General features: G+C 35.9%; 20 protein-coding genes. 11 read left to right on the top strand and 9 right to left on the bottom strand.

The genetic code is table 11. The features are described from left to right. Positions 1-7: 7 nt before the first annotated feature. The 5 genes from BMZ04_RS11585 to BMZ04_RS11565 all read left to right on the top strand — a co-directional run bounded on the left by BMZ04_RS11585 (position 8) and on the right by BMZ04_RS11565 (position 4625). The gene (locus BMZ04_RS11585) at positions 8-445 is read left to right on the top strand and encodes an NUDIX hydrolase (protein ID WP_093270240.1); all 438 of its coding nucleotides are present in this window, start codon (positions 8-10) and stop codon (positions 443-445) included. Continuing rightward, positions 442-1383 (top strand): tetratricopeptide repeat protein, encoded by a 942-nt coding sequence (locus BMZ04_RS11580; RefSeq protein ID WP_093270237.1) that lies wholly within the window; start codon positions 442-444, stop codon positions 1381-1383. Before BMZ04_RS11585 ends, BMZ04_RS11580 begins: the two co-directional genes overlap by 4 nt. Further along, positions 1367-2827 carry an amidase family protein gene (locus tag BMZ04_RS11575; RefSeq protein WP_093270234.1) on the top strand — a complete coding sequence of 487 codons (1461 nt, stop codon included), beginning with the start codon at positions 1367-1369 and terminating at the stop codon, positions 2825-2827. Before BMZ04_RS11580 ends, BMZ04_RS11575 begins: the two co-directional genes overlap by 17 nt. 257 nt (positions 2828-3084) lie before the next feature. Then, entirely contained in the window at positions 3085-3687 is a 603-nt protein-coding gene (locus BMZ04_RS11570; protein ID WP_093270231.1) for a DUF5700 domain-containing putative Zn-dependent protease, read from the top strand. A 155-nt stretch (positions 3688-3842) separates the two neighbouring features. Next, entirely contained in the window at positions 3843-4625 is a 783-nt protein-coding gene (locus BMZ04_RS11565) for a class I SAM-dependent methyltransferase (RefSeq protein ID WP_369802658.1), read from the top strand. A gap of 49 nt (positions 4626-4674) precedes the next feature. Here BMZ04_RS11565 and BMZ04_RS11560 read toward each other — a convergent pair whose 3' ends face one another. The 5 genes from BMZ04_RS11560 to BMZ04_RS11540 form a co-directional block, all read right to left on the bottom strand. Next, positions 4675-5904, bottom strand: a complete 1230-nt coding sequence (locus BMZ04_RS11560) for an MFS transporter (RefSeq protein ID WP_304442098.1) — start codon at positions 5902-5904, stop codon at positions 4675-4677. Positions 5905-5993: 89 nt separating this feature from the next. Beyond that, positions 5994-6620, bottom strand: a complete 627-nt coding sequence (locus BMZ04_RS11555; protein ID WP_093270226.1) for a LysE family transporter — start codon at positions 6618-6620, stop codon at positions 5994-5996. 110 nt (positions 6621-6730) lie between these two features. Next, positions 6731-8296: a YndJ family protein gene (locus tag BMZ04_RS11550; protein ID WP_177184421.1), complete on the bottom strand. Its 1566-nt coding sequence runs from the start codon at positions 8294-8296 to the stop codon at positions 6731-6733. After that, the gene (locus BMZ04_RS11545; protein ID WP_093270215.1) at positions 8286-8897 is read right to left on the bottom strand and encodes a DUF4166 domain-containing protein; all 612 of its coding nucleotides are present in this window, start codon (positions 8895-8897) and stop codon (positions 8286-8288) included. The genes BMZ04_RS11550 and BMZ04_RS11545 overlap by 11 nt, the downstream gene beginning before the upstream one ends. 11 nt (positions 8898-8908) lie before the next feature. Then, a complete protein-coding gene (locus tag BMZ04_RS11540; protein WP_093270212.1) occupies positions 8909-9811 on the bottom strand; it encodes a DoxX-like family protein in 903 nt (300 codons plus the stop codon). 185 nt (positions 9812-9996) lie between these two features. Between BMZ04_RS11540 and BMZ04_RS11535 the strand changes: the two genes are divergently transcribed. From BMZ04_RS11535 to BMZ04_RS11525, 3 genes are read left to right on the top strand one after another with little or no spacing between them, the layout of a single operon-like run. Further along, entirely contained in the window at positions 9997-11025 is a 1029-nt protein-coding gene (locus tag BMZ04_RS11535) for a serine hydrolase domain-containing protein (RefSeq protein WP_093270207.1), read from the top strand. A gap of 22 nt (positions 11026-11047) precedes the next feature. Then, the gene (locus BMZ04_RS11530) at positions 11048-11485 is read left to right on the top strand and encodes a GNAT family N-acetyltransferase (RefSeq protein ID WP_093270204.1); all 438 of its coding nucleotides are present in this window, start codon (positions 11048-11050) and stop codon (positions 11483-11485) included. 37 nt (positions 11486-11522) lie between these two features. Continuing rightward, the gene (locus BMZ04_RS11525) at positions 11523-12326 is read left to right on the top strand and encodes a class I SAM-dependent methyltransferase (protein WP_093270201.1); all 804 of its coding nucleotides are present in this window, start codon (positions 11523-11525) and stop codon (positions 12324-12326) included. 10 nt (positions 12327-12336) lie between these two features. Here BMZ04_RS11525 and BMZ04_RS11520 read toward each other — a convergent pair whose 3' ends face one another. The 3 genes from BMZ04_RS11520 to BMZ04_RS11510 all read right to left on the bottom strand — a co-directional run bounded on the left by BMZ04_RS11520 (position 12337) and on the right by BMZ04_RS11510 (position 15234). Further along, the gene (locus BMZ04_RS11520) at positions 12337-12870 is read right to left on the bottom strand and encodes an MFS transporter (protein WP_093270198.1); all 534 of its coding nucleotides are present in this window, start codon (positions 12868-12870) and stop codon (positions 12337-12339) included. Then, the gene (locus BMZ04_RS11515; protein ID WP_093270195.1) at positions 12867-14303 is read right to left on the bottom strand and encodes an FAD-binding oxidoreductase; all 1437 of its coding nucleotides are present in this window, start codon (positions 14301-14303) and stop codon (positions 12867-12869) included. Before BMZ04_RS11515 ends, BMZ04_RS11520 begins: the two co-directional genes overlap by 4 nt. Positions 14304-14457: 154 nt before the next feature. Further along, positions 14458-15234: an enoyl-CoA hydratase-related protein gene (locus tag BMZ04_RS11510; protein WP_093270192.1), complete on the bottom strand. Its 777-nt coding sequence runs from the start codon at positions 15232-15234 to the stop codon at positions 14458-14460. A 158-nt stretch (positions 15235-15392) separates the two neighbouring features. On the opposite strand from BMZ04_RS11510, the gene BMZ04_RS11505 reads away from it, so the two are divergent. Continuing rightward, positions 15393-16622 carry an EAL and HDOD domain-containing protein gene (locus tag BMZ04_RS11505; RefSeq protein ID WP_093270186.1) on the top strand — a complete coding sequence of 410 codons (1230 nt, stop codon included), beginning with the start codon at positions 15393-15395 and terminating at the stop codon, positions 16620-16622. Between the two features lie 915 nt (positions 16623-17537). After that, on the top strand, positions 17538-17903 hold the full coding sequence (locus BMZ04_RS11500; protein ID WP_093270183.1) for a YhjD family protein: 366 nt from the start codon (positions 17538-17540) through the stop codon (positions 17901-17903). Here the strand turns inward: BMZ04_RS11500 and BMZ04_RS11495 are convergent. After that, the gene (locus BMZ04_RS11495; protein ID WP_177184420.1) at positions 17900-18442 is read right to left on the bottom strand and encodes a competence protein ComK; all 543 of its coding nucleotides are present in this window, start codon (positions 18440-18442) and stop codon (positions 17900-17902) included. The two genes, BMZ04_RS11500 and BMZ04_RS11495, sit on opposite strands and share 4 nt — an antisense overlap. 178 nt (positions 18443-18620) lie before the next feature. Here BMZ04_RS11495 and BMZ04_RS11490 point away from each other — a divergent pair, with 178 nt between their 5' ends. Next, the gene (locus BMZ04_RS11490) at positions 18621-18857 is read left to right on the top strand and encodes an IDEAL domain-containing protein (RefSeq protein WP_093270177.1); all 237 of its coding nucleotides are present in this window, start codon (positions 18621-18623) and stop codon (positions 18855-18857) included. Positions 18858-18973: the final 116 nt, after the last annotated feature.

Genomic DNA, 18973 nt, shown 5'->3' with positions numbered 1-18973 from the left:
GACTAATATGTTTTTAATAAATGTGGAAGGTGCTGTATTTAATAATGATAAGTGGCTTCTAATAAGAAGAAGTACAAAGGAAGCGCACGCTGGAGGCGAATTGGCTTTAGTAGGTGGAACTGTAGATCGTGAAGGAGATTCTACCGATATTTTGGAAAGAACATTGCGTCGAGAGCTGTCTGAAGAAGTGGGAATCGAAGTGAAAGAACCAATACAATATGTTCGAAATACTTCTTTTTTATTGGCAGATGGACGAGAAGTGGTGGATATTGTTTTTTTATGTGAATTGCATAAAGGGGAACCATACGCAAAAAGTCCGGATGAAGTTGAATCGATTCACTGGATGACAACAGCTGAAATTATCCAACATGAAGAAATTCAATATTATTTGCGAGACAGTATTTTAGCAGCGGAGGCTTTGAGGATAAGGAGTGCTTATGTATGAAAACACACACATTTTTTGGAATCCAGAAAAAGGTATTTAATGCTTTTGAAAGAAGTGAATTTGACGAAGTACTTAAACTGATTGATGAAGCGGAGATAGAATTACCGAAAAGAAGGGAAAAGTATTGCTTTTGGAGGGCTTGCGCTTTTGCAAGAATGGGCGAAAAAGAGAAAGCGATTTCTGTTTTACAAGAGGCTTTAAGTTTGGATGTTTGGTGGAATCCAAACACATTAATGCGCGATAAAGATTTAAGTTCCCTACATGAAGAGGACGAATTTCAGCTAATTATACAGCGATGCCAATCCATTTTGGAAACGCAAGAACTGAAAGAGGCTCTGTTTGTCCCTTTTGGTAATGAACATGCCAAAACAGGCATTTTTTCTATACATTGGCGCGGTTCCAATATAGAAGATTTTGCTCCTTTTTGGCTAGAGGAAAATGATTATCTAATTGGGTTCCCGCAGTCGTCACAGTCATATGCATCTAATTCATACTGCTGGGACAATCATGAGAAGGCAATTGCCGAAGTTAAAGATTCTGTGGAGAAATTCTATGAGCAATACGAATTTGATAATTTTATTGTAGCAGGTACTTCCCAGGGTGGAAAGTTGTCGATTGAACTTGCTCTGGACAAAAAATATACAAATGTAAAGGGCTTCATTGCCGTAATTCCTGCAATTGAAAACATAACTACATTTGAATCATTGATTGTAAACGCAAATAAACCGAACTTAAAAGGTTGTATTATCACAGGAGATCAGGATCCTTTTTATGAGAAGACAATGGAGCTTGTAGAGATTTTTAAACAAAACGGAATCGAGTGCAGTATTTTCGTGACGGAAGGGTTAGGACATTTCTTTCCAGACAATTTTTCACAACAATTAAAGAAAGCTGTAGATTTCATAAATAAAGGAGAATTTAATGGAAATCAAGTTTAATACATTTTTCAGAGACGAATTAACGATTCAAGATATACAAAAAGGTATGGAAAGCGGAGAAATAACATCAAAAGAATTAGTCATGTACTATCTATTCAGAATTGCAAAGTATGATCAAGAAGGGCCGAAAATCAATTCCATTTTGGAAATAAATCCAGATGCTATTTTTATTGCAGAAGCATTGGATTATGAAAGAACAGTAAAAGGAACAAGAGGACCTTTACATGGTATTCCTGTTTTACTAAAAGATAATATTGAAACAAAGGATTCTATGCACACAAGTGCGGGAACATTAGCATTGGAAAACTACGTTAGTCCTAGCGATGCATTCTTTGTGGAGAAACTACGAAAAGCGGGGGCAGTTATTTTAGGAAAAACGAATATGACAGAGTTAGCCAATGCGATGTCCTCGGAAATGTGGGCAGGATACAGTGCAAGAGGGGGACAAGTAAGAAATCCATATGGGGATGCTGACCTTTTTGTTGGCGGTTCTAGTTCAGGATCGGCAGTAGCGGTTGCAGCGAATTTCACTGTTTTATCTGTAGGCACAGAGACAGACGCATCTATTCTTAGTCCAGCTATTCAAAACTCAGTAGTTGGTATTAAACCAACTGTCGGTTTAGTGAGCCGAACAGGTATTATCCCTTTTACATATTCTCAAGATACGGCAGGACCGTTTGCAAGGACTGTCACAGATGCGGCTATATTATTAGGAACGCTAACTGGTGTAGATGAACTCGATCCTGCTACTTTTAAAAGTAAAGGAAGAGCACAACAAGATTATTCAATTTATTTAGATCCTAACGGTTTAAAAGGTGCAAGAATTGGTATATTCAATACTGTTTCAACTGAATCAGATGAGTATGATGAAGAGTTATTTAAGAATTCCGTTCAAATACTTAGCGACAAAGGAGCAACTGTTATTGAAGATATAGATATTCCATCTTTCCACAGAGACTGGAGTTGGGGAGTCTCGCTATATGAATTGAAACATAGCTTAGATAATTATCTTTCTAAATTACCACCCCAATTGCCGGTTCACTCAATTAGTGAATTAATTCAGTTTAATAAAAGCTTAGGAGAAAAAGCATTAAAATACGGCCAAGATAAGCTGGAGAAAAGGGAACAGTTTCCTAATACTTTAAGAAATCCAGCATATCTAAATGCAAAATTAGAAGATTTATATTTTTCACAAGAACAGGGAATTGACTATGCTTTAAGCAAATATGATTTGGATGCCATTCTTTTTCCATCCTATATCGGCTCAACCATCAGTGCAAAAGCCGGATACCCATCAATCGCGATTCCGGCAGGATATATGAAAAGCGGAAGATCATTTGGTGTAACTTTTACAAGTACTGCTTTTAGTGAAGGAATATTAATCAAACTTGCTTATGCTTTTGAACAAGCTACAAAGCATCGTAAAAGTCCATTTATGTCTTAGAATTCAATTAAAGAATAGAAAATAGGAGGGATTAATACATTGAGAATAGTTGATACAGTTCCACACTTTCTTCTTAATTACGAACCTTCTATTCATATCCAACTATTTTTGCAGATTATTTTGCTATGCATTGTAAAGACACAGAGGAAAGACATGCTGAATCGATAAAAAAATACCCTCAGCACTTAGCTGCAATTAAACAAGTGCATGAAAACATACTACCCATCATTCAGGAAATAGCAACAGAATAGGAAAAGTTGTACCAAGTTAATTTTCCTGTTGATATAAACATAATTGTTGGTGGATTTGGATCAAATGCTTATACAAATCAACAGATCATTCCAGACATTACGTTTGCTTTAGAAAAGTTATCGCCAGAGCCAGATCATTTACGCGTTATCGTTGCACATGAATTTGGTCACGCAGCTCAAAATATTCTTTCTGATCGTGCGGGGATGGATTGGCCCACCGTCCATTGGACAAGCTTATTACTTGGGCTTTACCGAGAGGGAGTAGCTACACACTTCTCGCGACAAACAGTTCTAAATGTACATCCTTCTATATACTTTTCCTATAATGATGAAGGATATGAATGGTTATCTTTCGCTGAAGAAAATGCTGAAGCTATAAAAATAGCATTTGCTGATGACTACAAAGTATTAACACGAGAAGCACTATATTATGAATGGTTTTCCATCAATGGTGGAAAAAAATCTGGTTATAGTAGATTAGCTTATTTTATAGGGGACATGTACTTTCAGTTCAAAGTGAAAGAAATGGGGGAAACGGCAGCTATTGTGGCCTGGCGAGATGGAGGGTTTGAAGAACAGGTGGAACAATGGTTGTTTCAAGAAGAATAATACCGACTACTTTAAAAGGAACAAGAATATGAATGTATAAATTAAAACTTTACCTGAATACGAAGTAGCATTTGTTCGAAATATTTATAAAATGTAAGGTTGATTTATATGTTGCTAAAAAAAAATAACGACAATGACTAAGGAGATTTTGATTGATGACCGATCAAATGTTTACTGAAAATCTAGAAGAATATGACGATCCAGTTTCATATGATATCGAAAATAATGCCTATCTTGGAGAACTTCCATTTTTAATGGAGTGGGCTTCAAGTAAAGGTGGTCCCATAGTTGACTTGGCTTGCGGCACAGGAAGAATAACGATTCCTTTAGCAAGCAAAGGATTTAAATTGATTGGGGTAGACCTACATGCAGGTATGCTTGAACAAGCGAAGAAAAAGGCACAAGAGCTTGACCTACAAATTGAATGGGTAGAGCAAGACTGTACACAATTAGAATTAAATTTAACAAGTCCGTTAATCTATATGGTTGGAAACTCTATTCAACACTTCCATTCGAATGAATCACAAAATATGCTTTTGTCCTCCATTCATAAACATTTAGTAGAAGATGGAGTATTCATTTTCGGGACTAGGTTTCCAAATGCTGAAGAGTTGCTGCAACCAAGTACCGAAGAGTATTGGAAGACGTATTTTGATACGACTTGTGATAAAAATGTCGATGTCTATACAATTAGTAACTATGATGCTTTAAACCAAATTCAACACTATACGACGATTCGGAAATATAAAAATGGTTTAGGTAAAATTGTAGATGAAAAAAGAACGAATATAAGCTTGCGGTATACATACCCAAAAGAGATGGAAAGGGTATTAACAGAAAATAGATTTGATATTTTAAGTGTATACAAAGATTGGAACGGAACACTAATTAGTAATGACAGCTATGAGATGATTTATGTGTGTAGAAAAATGGGATAAAAAAGACGGAATCAGTCAATATTGATCGGTCCAATTAATTATAAGTATTTTATGCCTGCTCTATTTCTTCCACTTTTATGAACTTGGTTACAATAAATAAGAGAATAACCCCTAGAACACCAGCTGTAATATAACTTACATTAAGATAGTTATACATCACAAGTGACATCACAGGAGGACCTGCAGCAACACCGATAAATCTGGCAGAACTGTAAAAAGAGGAGACAGTTCCTCTTTGTTCTTTTTCTATGTTTTCGGTTATTATGGCATCTAGCGCAGGTAGTAATGCACCAATGGAAATTCCTAGGATGCTTGTGACTACTAACAAAAGGATTAGTTTTTCACTCGTATATCCGACAAATATGACACTTGCGGAAGTACCAATTAGACAAGCAATCATCATTCTTTTTATAATCTTTAACCTACCTTTAATATTTCGGCCAGTGATATAAGATGCAATGCATAGCAATAAAAGAGGAATGGCGAGAACGAATCCTTTTTTTATACCTTTAATATCATGTGTTTTCTCCAGATTTTCAGACAGAAAAAATAATACACCAAATAAAATAAGCATAGCAAACAGACCATTTAGAAATACGGTGAATAACCATTTACCTTCCTGCTTGAAGGTTTTCTTTAAGTTGGATAAAAAATCACTTAGTTTAATCGGTTCATCTTTTTCTTTTGGCACCTTCACAAAGAAGAAGATAAGTACAATAGAGATTAAACTAAAGACAGATATAGAAAAGAAAGGTAAAAACCATAAAAAAGCGGCAAATACAGATCCGAGAATTGGGCTTAACACTTTGCCAAACGTATTGGATGTTTCAATAATTCCTAAGCAGGAGCTTGTTTTTTCATCGTCATCTTTATACAGATCTCCGACAAGTGGCAATACAATTGGCATTGCACCAGATGCCCCTATTCCTTGTAAAATTCTTCCCATTATAATCCATGTAAATGGACTATCCAGTTTCCAGGAAGCAAAACCTGCAATTAGACCTCCTATTAATGCAAGAATCAGACTCGGTAAAATAACCACTTTTCTGCCAAAACGATCGGAAAGATAGCCAGCTACTGGTATAAGAAATATAGCGGCGACGGAATAGCTAGTAATAATCATACTTGATTGAAAAGAAGTAATACCAACTTTATTTTCCAATATCGGTAGGACTGGAATTAGCATGGAATTGCCAAGTGTCATAACGAGAGGGATTGAAGCCATACTTACAATACACCAAATACTTACTTTATTCTCTTGATTGTTCACTGTTTCCATTCGCACACCTCAAATGATCTTTTGATTGTCCTCAATCATTAAAGGTAGGGTTTCCTTGGGTCTTCTTATTATACTTTTAGTGAAGATGGTTAAAACAGGGAGTGGTATGCTTGGATGCCAAAGTATATCCCGAAACCAATCATAGAAACAGATGAAATAAACGAAACAGTTTTTAAAAATGAAGTGGATAATACCTTTCGTGAACCACTTGATATAATGGACATTGTTAAATCTACTAGGGAAATACCAAGTAAAATAGTCATGCTAAAAATAATAATTTCGACTTCTGTTGAGGTTCCACCACCACCGACTAATAAAGAGCCATATATACCTAACCAAAAAAGGATAGTCAATGGATTCAATAATGCCATTAGAAGCCCTGATAGAAGAGATTGTCTTAGACGTACTGTTTTGCGGTATTTGGCATCCATTGAAATTGTGTGTAATGTTAGTAAGTTTTCAATTCCTGTATACATGAGAACAAAGAAACCAAATGACCAAAGGAATGTTTTCATAAACGGAGAATCTATAAACTGAGCTACACCGAAGTATACCATTAGCATGTACAAAATGTCGGTAGCTATAGCTCCAAGACTAAAAAACCAGGCATGAAAAAATCCATCCTTAATACCCTTATTTAATAAGGTTGCTTTCACAGGGCCAATTGGTGCTGCTAATGAAACACCTAAAAAGAAGTATGTAAATATTGAATTCATAAAAAATAGCCCTCCATTAAAATGATGTCTTTGCATCATATTCATAGCGGACTAATTGTACAACTTCCTATAAAATTAAATTTTCTTACATATATTTTTTCTTCGTCTTGTTATTTTCCAAAGCCATTTTTTAAGGTAATAGCATAGTTAATTGTTAAAAATCGTATAGAGAATATCCGCATCTGATGCTTGGCACGAAGCTGACCTTCCTTTATTTCTTCAATTATAAACTGTTCCTGCAATGGCAATTTAAATACGTATTTACTCACTGCTAAATAAATTCCTGCATCCGATTCAACTGTTCCTTTACTTGTTAAAAGTAGCTTTTCTCCACGTCGATGTAGTTCAAGAATTCCAATCATCGATGACCAGGGAAGTGGTAGGGCAATATTCATATACGATTGATCGTTTGTTTGATGAGATGAGTAGAGAGCGACAAAAATTACATCTTTGTCAATTTTTCGTACCCATGCTCTTGTTTTTATACGGCCATCTTCTATCGCGATTATATCTCCTGTCATTTCCATTTGTTTATTAGAAAAAGGAAGATTAAGTTGTTGGACTTTTTTACTGATTATTCGATAGACAGCTGCAAATGGCTTAAACCAATTATGCCAGCGTACTTCAGAATATAATTTATACTGAATCGTGTTTTCATAAAAATGGACGATAGTGGATGGCAGGCTTTCTTTTTTCACATATATACTCATATCATCTACAAGCCCTTTATAAGTCTGCGTCCTTGAACTTTTTGTTAAAATATGCTCTCCAATTATATGTTTTCCTCGAATATTACTAAGTGGGAATCCCCAACCTTTTTCATTCGATGCCGGTGTAGATAAAGCCCAACCTATTAATCCACAGAAAGCGAATAATACACAGTTGAAAAATCCATGAAAACGCAACATAAAGTCAATGTTTACAGTAGGAACTCTTGCTGCATACAGCAATGAAAAAATTATCGTAATACCTAATGCCCCAAATGATATTAGAACCAAAAGTTTTTGTAAGTTGTTTGGAAATGGTGCCTTAAAAGCCAAATAGATTAAACCATAAATCCCAAATATATAGAGAAGCACGGAAATAACTTCAATCCATGGGAAGAAAGTAATACCAATTGCTACGATAATTGGTGATATTAAAATGATAGTACAAACAATTTTGTATAAAGTTGTTTTATATAAACGACCGAGAAAACCAACAAAAACAGGCAATAAAAACGAAGAGTAATGAAAGTGAATTCCTGTTAGCCAAGTGATTATTGGAGAAAATCCAGTATCAATTTCAGCTATATGTGCAAAGAACCACATACCACCAATGAATAAATACATTAATCCAACATCAATTGAAAATTCCTCTAAATGTACAAACCCACGACGGATAAATCTCCCGAAGCCATATAAAGCAATTACAAATGTGAAAAGTAAATAGATGGCTGCAAGTAGTATATCGAACTGTGTATTTGTCGTCGTTTGAAGGATAGAGACAGCTACAAAAGCTGGAATGGCAAAATAATGATAAAGGCGATTTTCCTTTTTTAAGATTAATTGTAAAGTAAGTGGCACAAATAATAGCTGGGCAACGGTTAACATTAAAAAATACCATGGAGTAACACTAAAAAACATAACAGTAAGAAATAATATTATATGTAATAACGCAATTCGCTTAAAAGTCATCGGCTCGAAATTCTCCTTCATACTCAAATAAAGTACCGATTATTGGATTCGTAATGAAAACATGTATAAAAAATACTTCGCTTTCTTCTATATAATATTCGTCTACCCGAACGATGCCTTGAAATATTTTTGGCAAGGGAATTTCAATTGATCCAAGGACAAATCGCTGCTTTCCTGAGTCAATTCGCATATGCCCCTCTTCCGAAACACTGAAAATTAATTCGGAGTAAAACAAACTCGGCTCTCCCAAATAATCTTTCACGATCTTTTTATTAGTATCTAAGCTCATAAGTGCATTAAAATATCTTTTCTTTGTAGGAAACTGAAAAGTTCTTTCCCAGTTCACTTGTTTCTCGCCATTCGGTCCACATCGAGTTGTATTAATAATCTTAAAAGGGATGTTCTCTCCTTGCTCTGGAAATAGAAACTTCCAACGAGTTCCAAGTAAAAATAAGGGGTATAGCCATTTAGGTCCTCCACTTATTTTTTTCATCATGCCACTAGCTTTAAAAGAATTCCCTTCAGGAAGTGCATATCTCTTTTGAAGCATTGGTTGAAGGTTTTCAAACTGTTCTCCTAATATCTTTTTGTATATTGACATTCATTTAACTCCTATCTCGATCGTTTACAGCTTTTAGCAGACGGAATATCACTACTCATGATATATCCAATAATGGAGAGAACAAATAAAACGATGTTAAAAGTTATTGGATTAAATGGATGACTAACGATAGCTGGCTCAGCAATTATGGCTGAAAGGGTGAGCAGCGGGAAAAGGATTAACTGTATTGTTAGTAATCTTTTTTTATGATGATAGAGTAACCAAATGAAACCGAAGATTATTTCCACCATGCCAATTGTTGTGACAAGGCTAGATGCTTCACTAACAGTTATGGATAGCAAGTTTTTCGTCATGCGGACCTCTTCGGGATGCATCATTACCAATTTCGGTATTAAACCTTGATATACCCATATAAAAAAGAACAGGAAAGTGATCATCCAATGGCAAAAAAAACGTCGGTATTGTGTAAATGGTGATTCCCCTTTTTCAAGCCATCTTTTTAATACATCAAAACTTAATGCTGTCGCCCATCCAATGAGAGGGCGGAAAATAAGATGGTCAAAAAATCTACCTATTGCACCAAAATTCGTTTCATAATCGTATTGTGTAAGAAATTTAATAGAATTCGGTTCGGGCTTATATTTCCAGTATCCTTTTCCCTCGCGAATGATAGAAATTGATTGGTCTGTTCCAAAATGTAAGGAAGACGTTCTCGAACCATCCTCCGCATGAAAGGTGCCAACACTTTTTCCCCACCCGGCAATGTTTAAACCAAAACCAATATTCGTTTTATATTCAAAATGCTGCGGTTCATTTTCTTGTTTCGGTAAATAGGTAATAGATGAAAAACGGAGATCCCATTGCTCATGCTGCTCTGGTTTTTGCGTAGCCTCCCATAATTCTTCCATTTCGGTATTGATAGTTGTTTCAACATAGATTGATTTACGCTTCATTCGATACACCCCTAGTTTAGCTTATCACAAGTTAAAGGAGTTTTAGCTAGTATAAGAGAATAGAATAGAGGACCAAAAAAGTGTGAAATTTAGGGGGTATCTTATCTCTGATTATCCACAAAATTTGGATGTATTGTTATTAGATACAGTCGAATAAAATAGTACTTTTGAAATGAGGTCTCCACATGTTTATAAGTAAAAAATTAAACGAACAGTTCAATGCCGTTATATCACATGTAAATAATACGTACAATTCAGTAGACGCATCAGGTGCAGCTATTGTTATTATACATAATAACAAGGTAGTAACAGAAAAATATTGGGGGAATCACTCGAAGGAACTAGATGCAAGGCATGTTCAAGAAGACACTCAATTTCATATTGCTTCTGTGAGAAAGAGTTACATTGGATTTGCTGTTGCTTTTGCTATTCATAACGGGTACATTGCCTCCATTGATGACGAGGTAACCAAATATTTACCTGCACTTGATTCCACTCTTTTAAATGGGACTACTCTTAGACAATTACTCACACATACACATGGATTACGGGAAAATGATGGAGAGGTTTGTCGTGAATTTACACCAGGACAGAGTTGGGCTTATCGTGGCATCAATATATCACTGCTAACGAACATTATAAAAAAAACAACGGGTAAAACAGTAAGTCAAATATTATCTGAATACGTATTTCAACCGATGGGATTCAAGGAAACTGGTTGGTATGGACAACCAAATGACAAACTCGCTGAAGTAATTAGAGACATGGATGATCCTATTTGGAAAACTCATTTAAGTACTGATGGTGATCAAATGAACATGTATGTATCAGCAAGAGAACTAGCACAATGGGGTTATCTTCACCTTAAGCAGGGCTTTGTAAATGGCGAACAAGTTGTACATAATGAAATAATAGAGTTGGCCACATCTATTCGAAGTCCTAAAACGATAGATGCTGACTTCCCGCAAAACGGTTTTTTATGGTTTGTGAAAGATTTGCCCGCCAAAAAGACAGAGATTGGAGAATTAGTTCCGAAAGGTTCCTATCAAATTTTAGGTTATACAGGTGTCGCACTACTAGTTATTCCAGAGCATGAGATTGTAGCAGTTCGAATGTTTAATAGCTTCGGTTCTCCAGATGGGTTCGATTATTTATCGGACATCCGATCATTTGGGGATACGGTCATGGAGAGCTTGTTAAAGGACAAAATATAATTGAAATTAGGGGGTTTTAAGATTGGATATTCAAAAGGCAACATTAAACGATCTAAATGCATTAACTGAACTATTTGATTTGTACAGAATGTTTTATAAACAAAAATCGGATTTAAAAGGTGCAAGGGAGTTTTTAGAAGAAAGACTTACAAAAAAAGAGTCTGTAATTTTTATAGCATACGAAGATGGAAATCCTATTGGCTTTACTCAGTTATTTCCATCATTTTCATCCGTAAGTATGCAAAAGTTGTGGGTGTTAAATGATTTATATGTGAAACAAACGGCTCGTAGAAAAGGAGTAGCTAAAGAGTTAATAAATAAAGCGATTGCTCTTGCTAAGGAAACGAGTGCAAAAGGAATTTTACTGGAAACAGGGAAGGAAAACGAAAACGCTCAAAAACTATATGAACAGATTGGTTTTACGAAGGACTCCAATTATTATTACTATTTTTCTCTTTGACTTATTCACGTTTGTAAGAACTATGGGAGGTTGCAAGATGGAACAAAAAACAGTTAGCTATGTAAACCAATCAGGTTGGAATCAATCTGCTTACCAAGCTTGGACGAATCGACATGGATCACCAAAAGAATATGCAAAAAAATTAGTAGAAAACCCTACCGATTCTGTATCCCATTATTTGAAGTTCATGGGAGATGTGGAGGATAAAAAGATTGCTAATTTTTTAGGTTCAAAAGGAAATAAAGCAGTATCGTTCAGTCTGTTAGGAGCAAAGGTTTGCGTAGTTGATATTTCAGATGATAATAGGAAATATGCGATGGAATTGGCGAAAGAAGCAAAAGTAGATATAAAATACATAGTTTCAGATATTTTAGAAGTTCCGGAAGATGAAGGATTAGTTGATTTCGATTTCGTCCTTTTGGAATTGGGAGTATTACATTATTTTGTTGATCTAATGCCATTATTTAAAGTAGTCTGCAACACCCTTAAGCCAGGTGGACATTTTATATTAAGGGATTATCATCCTGTGGTTTCAAAATTACTGAATGTCGAAGCAGGAAAACTAACTGCTAATGGCGATTATTTTAGTAAAGAAGTGATAGAAGAGGACATTGCATATAGTTTTCTACTTTCAGAGGAAGAGCAGGTTAACTTGAAAAAAGTTAATATTAGAAGATGGTCTTTAGGTGAAATTGTTACAGCTATTTCAAATGCAGGTTTCCGTATTAATTATCTTGAAGAAGAAGCAGGGGTTAGATGGGCGTTTCCAGCAGGTTCTCCTAAAGGAATTGAGAGTAGCGTACCTGGGGTATATACGTTAATTGCTAAGAAAGAGGGATGAATTCATAGTTTCATCCCTCTTGTTTCATTATATAAAACCCGCTCCATGCGAATATTACGGAAGCCAGGTAGAAAATACTGCCGATCGTCAAAAAATCCACTAAATATCCCGTCCCGATAATAGCAATTGCAGCACTGACAGATGTCCAAATATGGTAGCGTCCGATTTCCTTTCCTGCCGACTCCTTTTGAACTGTTCGGGCAAGGACTGTTTTTTCAGAGTTTTTCTGAATTGCACCAAGTAGTCCCATGACAATTTGCAGAATATAAACATGCCAAATTTCGTATGCGAGCGGGAAAACGAGCAAGACAAGTGCCATTCCCCAAGAATATAGGACCAACAGAATCTTATCTCCTGCTTTATCCGCAAGTTTACCGATTACTGGATAGCTTAATGCCGCCGTTAGCGCAAATATTCCATATGCCCAACCAAATTGTGAGTAACTGCTGCCCACATTTTTTAAAAGCAGCACATAAAATGGGAAAATCATGCTAGATGCCATTCCTATAATACCTTGATAGATTATAAATCTTCTGTAATTCATTTATGATACTCCTCATAGAAAAGATTCATGAACCGTTCCTCTGAATCATATTTTTCCTTCATATTAAAGAATTCCTCTGTTCTAGGATATGCTTTCTCTAATTGCTCTCTTGTAGGAAAGTTGTAGTAGGGAAGATAATAGCTTCCATCATAATCCAAGGTAATATCAATCATTTTTCGTATGACTTTTCTAGTTTCCTCGATGCTTTCTTCACTTGTTCCTTGATTTATGAGCATAACGAGCGCAAACATATCCTCTTTGGCATAGGACATGACCGATTCTTCGTTTTTCTTCACATAACGTACAGTAATATTGAGCAGGTTAAAGTCTTTTTCATCTTTTAATGTTTCTCTTAAGTCATCCATATAAGCAGTGAACTGATCAATTGGCACGAAGTATTCCTGAAGTACTTCTGTTTTGCTTGTATTTTCATATTCCATAAAGACAGAATTTGAACGCATAACATTATTTCTAGAAATGTAAGAACCGTCAATCTTCTGATTATATGCTTCTTGGATTTCCCAAAGCATATTTTTTCCTCCATCGTTTATTCGTGAAAGACCGAGAAAGAACTTAGGAATAGCGATGAGTGCTTCACGTTTTAATGTACTATGATTTTTCAGTTGTGATTGATCATCCGACATGTAGTAATCAGTTGTGTACATTTTTGTGAAAAAACTATCCGGTGCAACTGAAATTCTTGCCAAATGCATTTTAACAGTATCGTCTTCGATGACGTTAGTTGTAAAATAAGAACTGTATTCATCATAAGATAATGATGTCGTACGAATTTGATAAAGTTCATCATCCGTTAATTGCAAGGTTACATCCAGAATGACTCCAAATAATCCATACCCCCCAATGACGAGCTTGAAAAGTTCGGTATTTTCCTCTCTACTGACATGAATGATATTTCCTTCTGCATTTAGTAATCTAAATGATTCTACGGAGTCAATTAAAGAAGTAAACTGAATGTCACGACCATGTACATTCACGCTTAATGAACCACCGACAGTGAAAATATTTTGGGACTGGCTAACCTTTAAGGCAAGTCCATAAGGGTTGATATAGGATTGAATTTCAGCCCAGGTTACTCCACTTTGTACAGTAAGCAGCTTTTTTTCTTTATTTAGCTCTAGAATTTTATTGTAGTTTTTCATGTCAAGTAGAATACCGTTAGGATAGAGTGTTTGACCGCCTTGGCTATACTGCATTCCTGCTATAGAGATAGGATCATTATAAACATTTGCATCCTCAATGATTTTTCGGATTTTATCTTCCTTATCGCTTGATATGATTGCTTTCATTTTGGTCGGCAAGAGGCGTCCGTGATCTTCAACAGTGGGATTGGTTAGTTGGAATTGAAATATTTGATAGGAACTAATAAATATCAATAAGTAGAAAATAATAGCGAAATAACGATAACGATGAATTTGTTACTCCTCCTTTCAACTACAACTATACTTTATCATTTTGATAAATATACTGAAAGATGATAGGGGAAATAATCTTAAACGAGACATAAGCAATCCGGAATGCGACAAAAAAAAGAGACTACCAAATAACTAATCGGCAGGCTCTTCTAGTTTATTTTCCTCTAAATATAGGTTTTCGTTTTTCGCTAAATGCATTCAAAGCTTCCACTCGATCTTCTGTTGGAATGGTGATTTCATATGCTTTGCGTTCGATATGTAGTCCGGTTTGTAAATCGGCATTCATACCGTGTTTAATGGCGAATTTAGCTTGTTGCAAGGCAATCGGTCCATTAGCAAGCATGAGTGCTGCAAAACCCTCTGTTTCCGATATCAATGTTTCGCGAGAGGCAACCTTAGTTACTAAGCCGTATGCTAATGCTTCATCTGCCTTTAATCTTTTGGCGGTTAGGATTAGCTCCATTGCTTTCGCTTCCCCGATGAGTCTTGGTAGTCTTTGTGTACCCCCAGCACCAGGAATAATTGCCAAGCTTGTTTCGGTTAGGCCTAGCTGAATGTCATTCGACGCAATTCGGAAGTCACAAGCAAGTGCAAGTTCCGTTCCTCCTCCGAATGCATAACCATTTAGCATAGCAATAGTTGGTTGTGGTAAGTTTTCAATGGCTGAAAATACTTCGCCAATTTTATAAATATTCCGCTTCACCTGTTGATCGGTCAGTGTTTTTCGTTCTTTTAAGTCTGCCCCAACACTAAATGATTTTTCACCAGCGCCTGTAAAAATAACTACACGAATATCTGGATTAATACGAATCGATTCCACAATATCCCCAAGCTCTCTTAGCATCTCATAGTTAAATGCATTTAGCGCATTAGGTCTATTTAATGTGACATATGCTATATTCCCATGCTGTTCATAACGAATTGAGTCCATTATTTCTCCCTCCATACTATATAATTACTCCCCATACAAAACATATCATTTTAATAATAGTCTGTCATCTTTAGATAACCCTTATAATATAGATCGATTTTCAATTTCTGATTTGATACAATTGTATTATTGAAATTTTATAGATTTGAGGTATTCACTTGGACATTTTTGTTGCGAGACAGCCTATTTTTACTAAAGATGAACATATATTTGGGTATGAATTATTATATAGAAACGGTGAAAACAATTCCTTTCCATCTATAACAGGGGATGAAGCCACATTAGATGTAATTACGCATTCATTTTTAACAATAGGTATTAATGAACTAGCAGGAGATAAATTATGTTTTATTAATTTTACGGAAAATTTATTAGTAAAAGAAGTGTTTACTAAATTTCCTGCGGATCGAATTGTTGTCGAAATTTTAGAGGATATTCCGATTACGGTGGCTTTACTACAGAAACTACAAGAGATTAAATCTCTTGGCTTTTTAATTGCCCTAGATGATTTTGTATTGCAAAAAAATGTCACTTTATATGATAAATTATTCTCACTGGTAGACTTTATAAAAGTAGACTTTTTATTAAGTACTTTGTCAGAACGACAAGCCATTGAACGAATCGTCAAAACCAATTATCCAAATATCGTGCTGTTGGCAGAAAAAGTAGAAACAAGGGAACAGTTTTATGAAGCGAGAGTTGCTGGTTATGAACTTTTTCAAGGTTACTTTTTTGCAAAACCGGAAGTGATAAAAGGAACAGAAATCCCAACCAATTTAGCGCAATATTTTCGGATTATCAATTTGCTACGAAATAGTTCTGTTTCCGTAGAAGAAATTTCGAATGAAATTGAGCGAGATGTATCGCTTTCTTTTAAAGTACTAAAGATGATCAATTCCCCTGCGGTTCGTACAAAATCCAAGGTTCGCTCGATTAAGCAAGGAGTGCTCATGCTTGGACTTGAGGAATTGGGTCATTGGTTGTTTGTTCTACTACTACGTGAATCTAAAAAGAATCATTCAGGTGATGGAATGGCTCTTATAGAAGCATCGCTATTTCGAGCAAAACTTTGTGAGCTACTAGCAAGACGGAAATTTTTACAAAATGCTTCTGAATACTTCCTAGTAGGCATGTTTTCTTTAATAGATACATTACTCCATCGACCGATGATCCATTTACTGCAAGATCTACCACTTTCGGATGAGGTGGCAGAAACACTTTCTGGAACTAAAACGGAAATGTCTCCATTCCTAGAGCTTGCCATTGCATGTGATGAAGTTCGTTGGGATGACATGATCGTTGGAGCTGCCAAACTTGGCATAGATCATTCCACATTAAACGCGCTTTATCTAGAAGCAAGGCGCTTTGCAGCCGAAATAATAAACTAACTACCATGTCATTTTGACTGGTAGTTTTTTGTTGTATTCAAATGAATACGCCGGGACATAATAGAAAGTTTTGAGGTAATTTGCATTATAGAGATAATACGTCGCAACTAGTTACCGGTATGATTTCCGCTGCAGGGCGGACGCTTTCCGCGGGGTGAGCGATGTGCCAGCACCGCCGCTTCGCGTACGTTGTGATGGCACATCTGTCTCAACAGGGGAACGAAGGCTAAGTACGCCACATCGTGTGGCAATGCCTTCGTGACCAACATCCTGTTGGCCTCCGCAGGAGTCGCCGCCCTTCCGCTTCAATCAATGAGAATTTCTTTCTAATTTAGCGTCTGCAGTTATCAGAGATGTAAATTTATCAGGTCCACTGCGCAATATTTAGTTAAAAAAATTAGAAAGTGCTGTCTCCAAATAATTAGAGCGTTTACTAGGACAAAGTTCGCTTTATTCAACTATTTATTGGAATAACACCTCGCATTCTTCATTGTCTCAAACCAATTAAACTTGTTATTTGAAGGATTGGTTGCTTTCACCAGCAATTTGGTTGCCCTCGTGCTAATTTAGTTGCTTTCCGAGTGAACTGGTTGCTTTCAGTCACTGATTGATTGCTCTTATCCATTTATTGGATTATATTTTCAGGGAATACTACACAAAGTTGGATTTAGCGCGGCGGCGTGAGACTCCTACGGGAAAGCGAGGTAGACGAGACCCTGCAGGAGCGTTAGCGACGAAGCGGCTCGTCGCTCGCCCGCGGAAAGCGAAACGCCGCCGCGCTAAATCCCAGCGGTAACTTTATAGACTGTTTACGACGCATTATCCCTAAAAAGTATTGGTACTTAATTGTTGCATTTCCTTCTAAAAGTAGTACAATAAAATAAGAACAAATGTTCTTTAAAAGGAGAATGCGATATGCCATTAATACCGGAAGAGGCCATCCCTTATTTAGAAAACATGATTTATCTCCCAATGGTATTAACTATTTTAGAGAAGGATCGAATAATTTTCGAACGGGGTCCCTTTAAGTTAAAGCGTCCGTATGTGGCTATGGTAGAAGGAGCCACAAAGCATGTTCAAACTGAATTGAAAAAGACTCATATTTATATGAAAAGGCATAGTATGAAAGTCCTTCGCGGAGAAGGCGATGATATGTTCACGGAATATGTATTTTTTCATGGAGGCTATGAAGAACATCGTCGTTATTTAAATGTCCGACTCCGCAATCGAGTGGAAGAACTACTCACGATGTATTTGGCGATTGTAGAAAATGCACGTTAGCCAAATAAATCTTTTTGAAATAGTGGTTTGCGAGAAGTGATAAATCCATTATTTACTAGATGACTCATTCTTTTTAAGAAGTGCATATTTAAAATGTTAGCAAATCCAACTTGTCGGCTAATCGTATTCGAAGAAGAAGGCACTTGTATCGTTTGTCCATTTGGTAAAGCGATTGTGCAGCCACCTTCAGAAGGATAGAATGATTCAATCGCTCCAAGAGAAAACCATGTGTTTAAATCAGATTTTGGAGAAAGAATAGGGATTAAAATACAGGGACTTCCAAAGTCATGTGCGATAAGAATAGGAAGCTTTAAATAATTTCCAATAGCTTCTTTCGATAATTTAGTGGATTGTTGAAATGAAGAACCATAATAAGAACAAGAATAGCGAACAATATCATAAGGCTTTTTACCTATCATTTTAGATTCGCCCGAATAGCTAATAGCTTTTGTGAAAACTTTGTTATTAATTACAACTGGTTGAAGTACAGCGGTATCAAATGAAACTAGGAAAGGTTTTTCGTCTTTATTATTGAACATATACATTCACTCCTTAGTAAGTTATAACTCGATTATAGTTAAATATGGGAAAAAATCAAGTAAATATGTCGAATTTTTAAAATTATTCTTCTTCACTTTAAAATCGCAATTTTCTAAAAATGATTGCAACTAACGTTCAGCTTTTATATAATGAAAAAAAGGCATCGGGGTGATGGAGATGGACAAACAATATTCATATGCAGAATTTTTAAGAGCAATGGGTAAGCCAGGGAAAGAAAGCTCTGCAGAAAAACTGTTGAACGAAATTTATCTTGATATGTTTTTGAACATTATCCACCGGGAACAAACCAGTAATCGATTATTAGGACTGATAGATGAGGCACTGGATCAGAAAGACGAAAAGGCATTTACACAATATACAAATGCTTTACAACAATTAAACAATCCAAAGTAATAGACGTAAAAGCCGCTTATGCTTAAGCGGCTTTTGTTCTGCGCAAAAAATAATCTTGAAAACATACGTTCGTTTTATTAGTGTTCAAAAAAAGAGTGTGGTAAACTGAGATTATT

This window comes from Psychrobacillus sp. OK032 (assembly GCF_900111345.1).
In the GTDB taxonomy this organism is placed as follows: Bacteria; Bacillota; Bacilli; order Bacillales_A; family Planococcaceae; genus Psychrobacillus.
The sequence above is the reverse complement of the archived record's forward strand: the minus strand, read 5'-3'. Positions and strand labels throughout refer to the sequence as shown.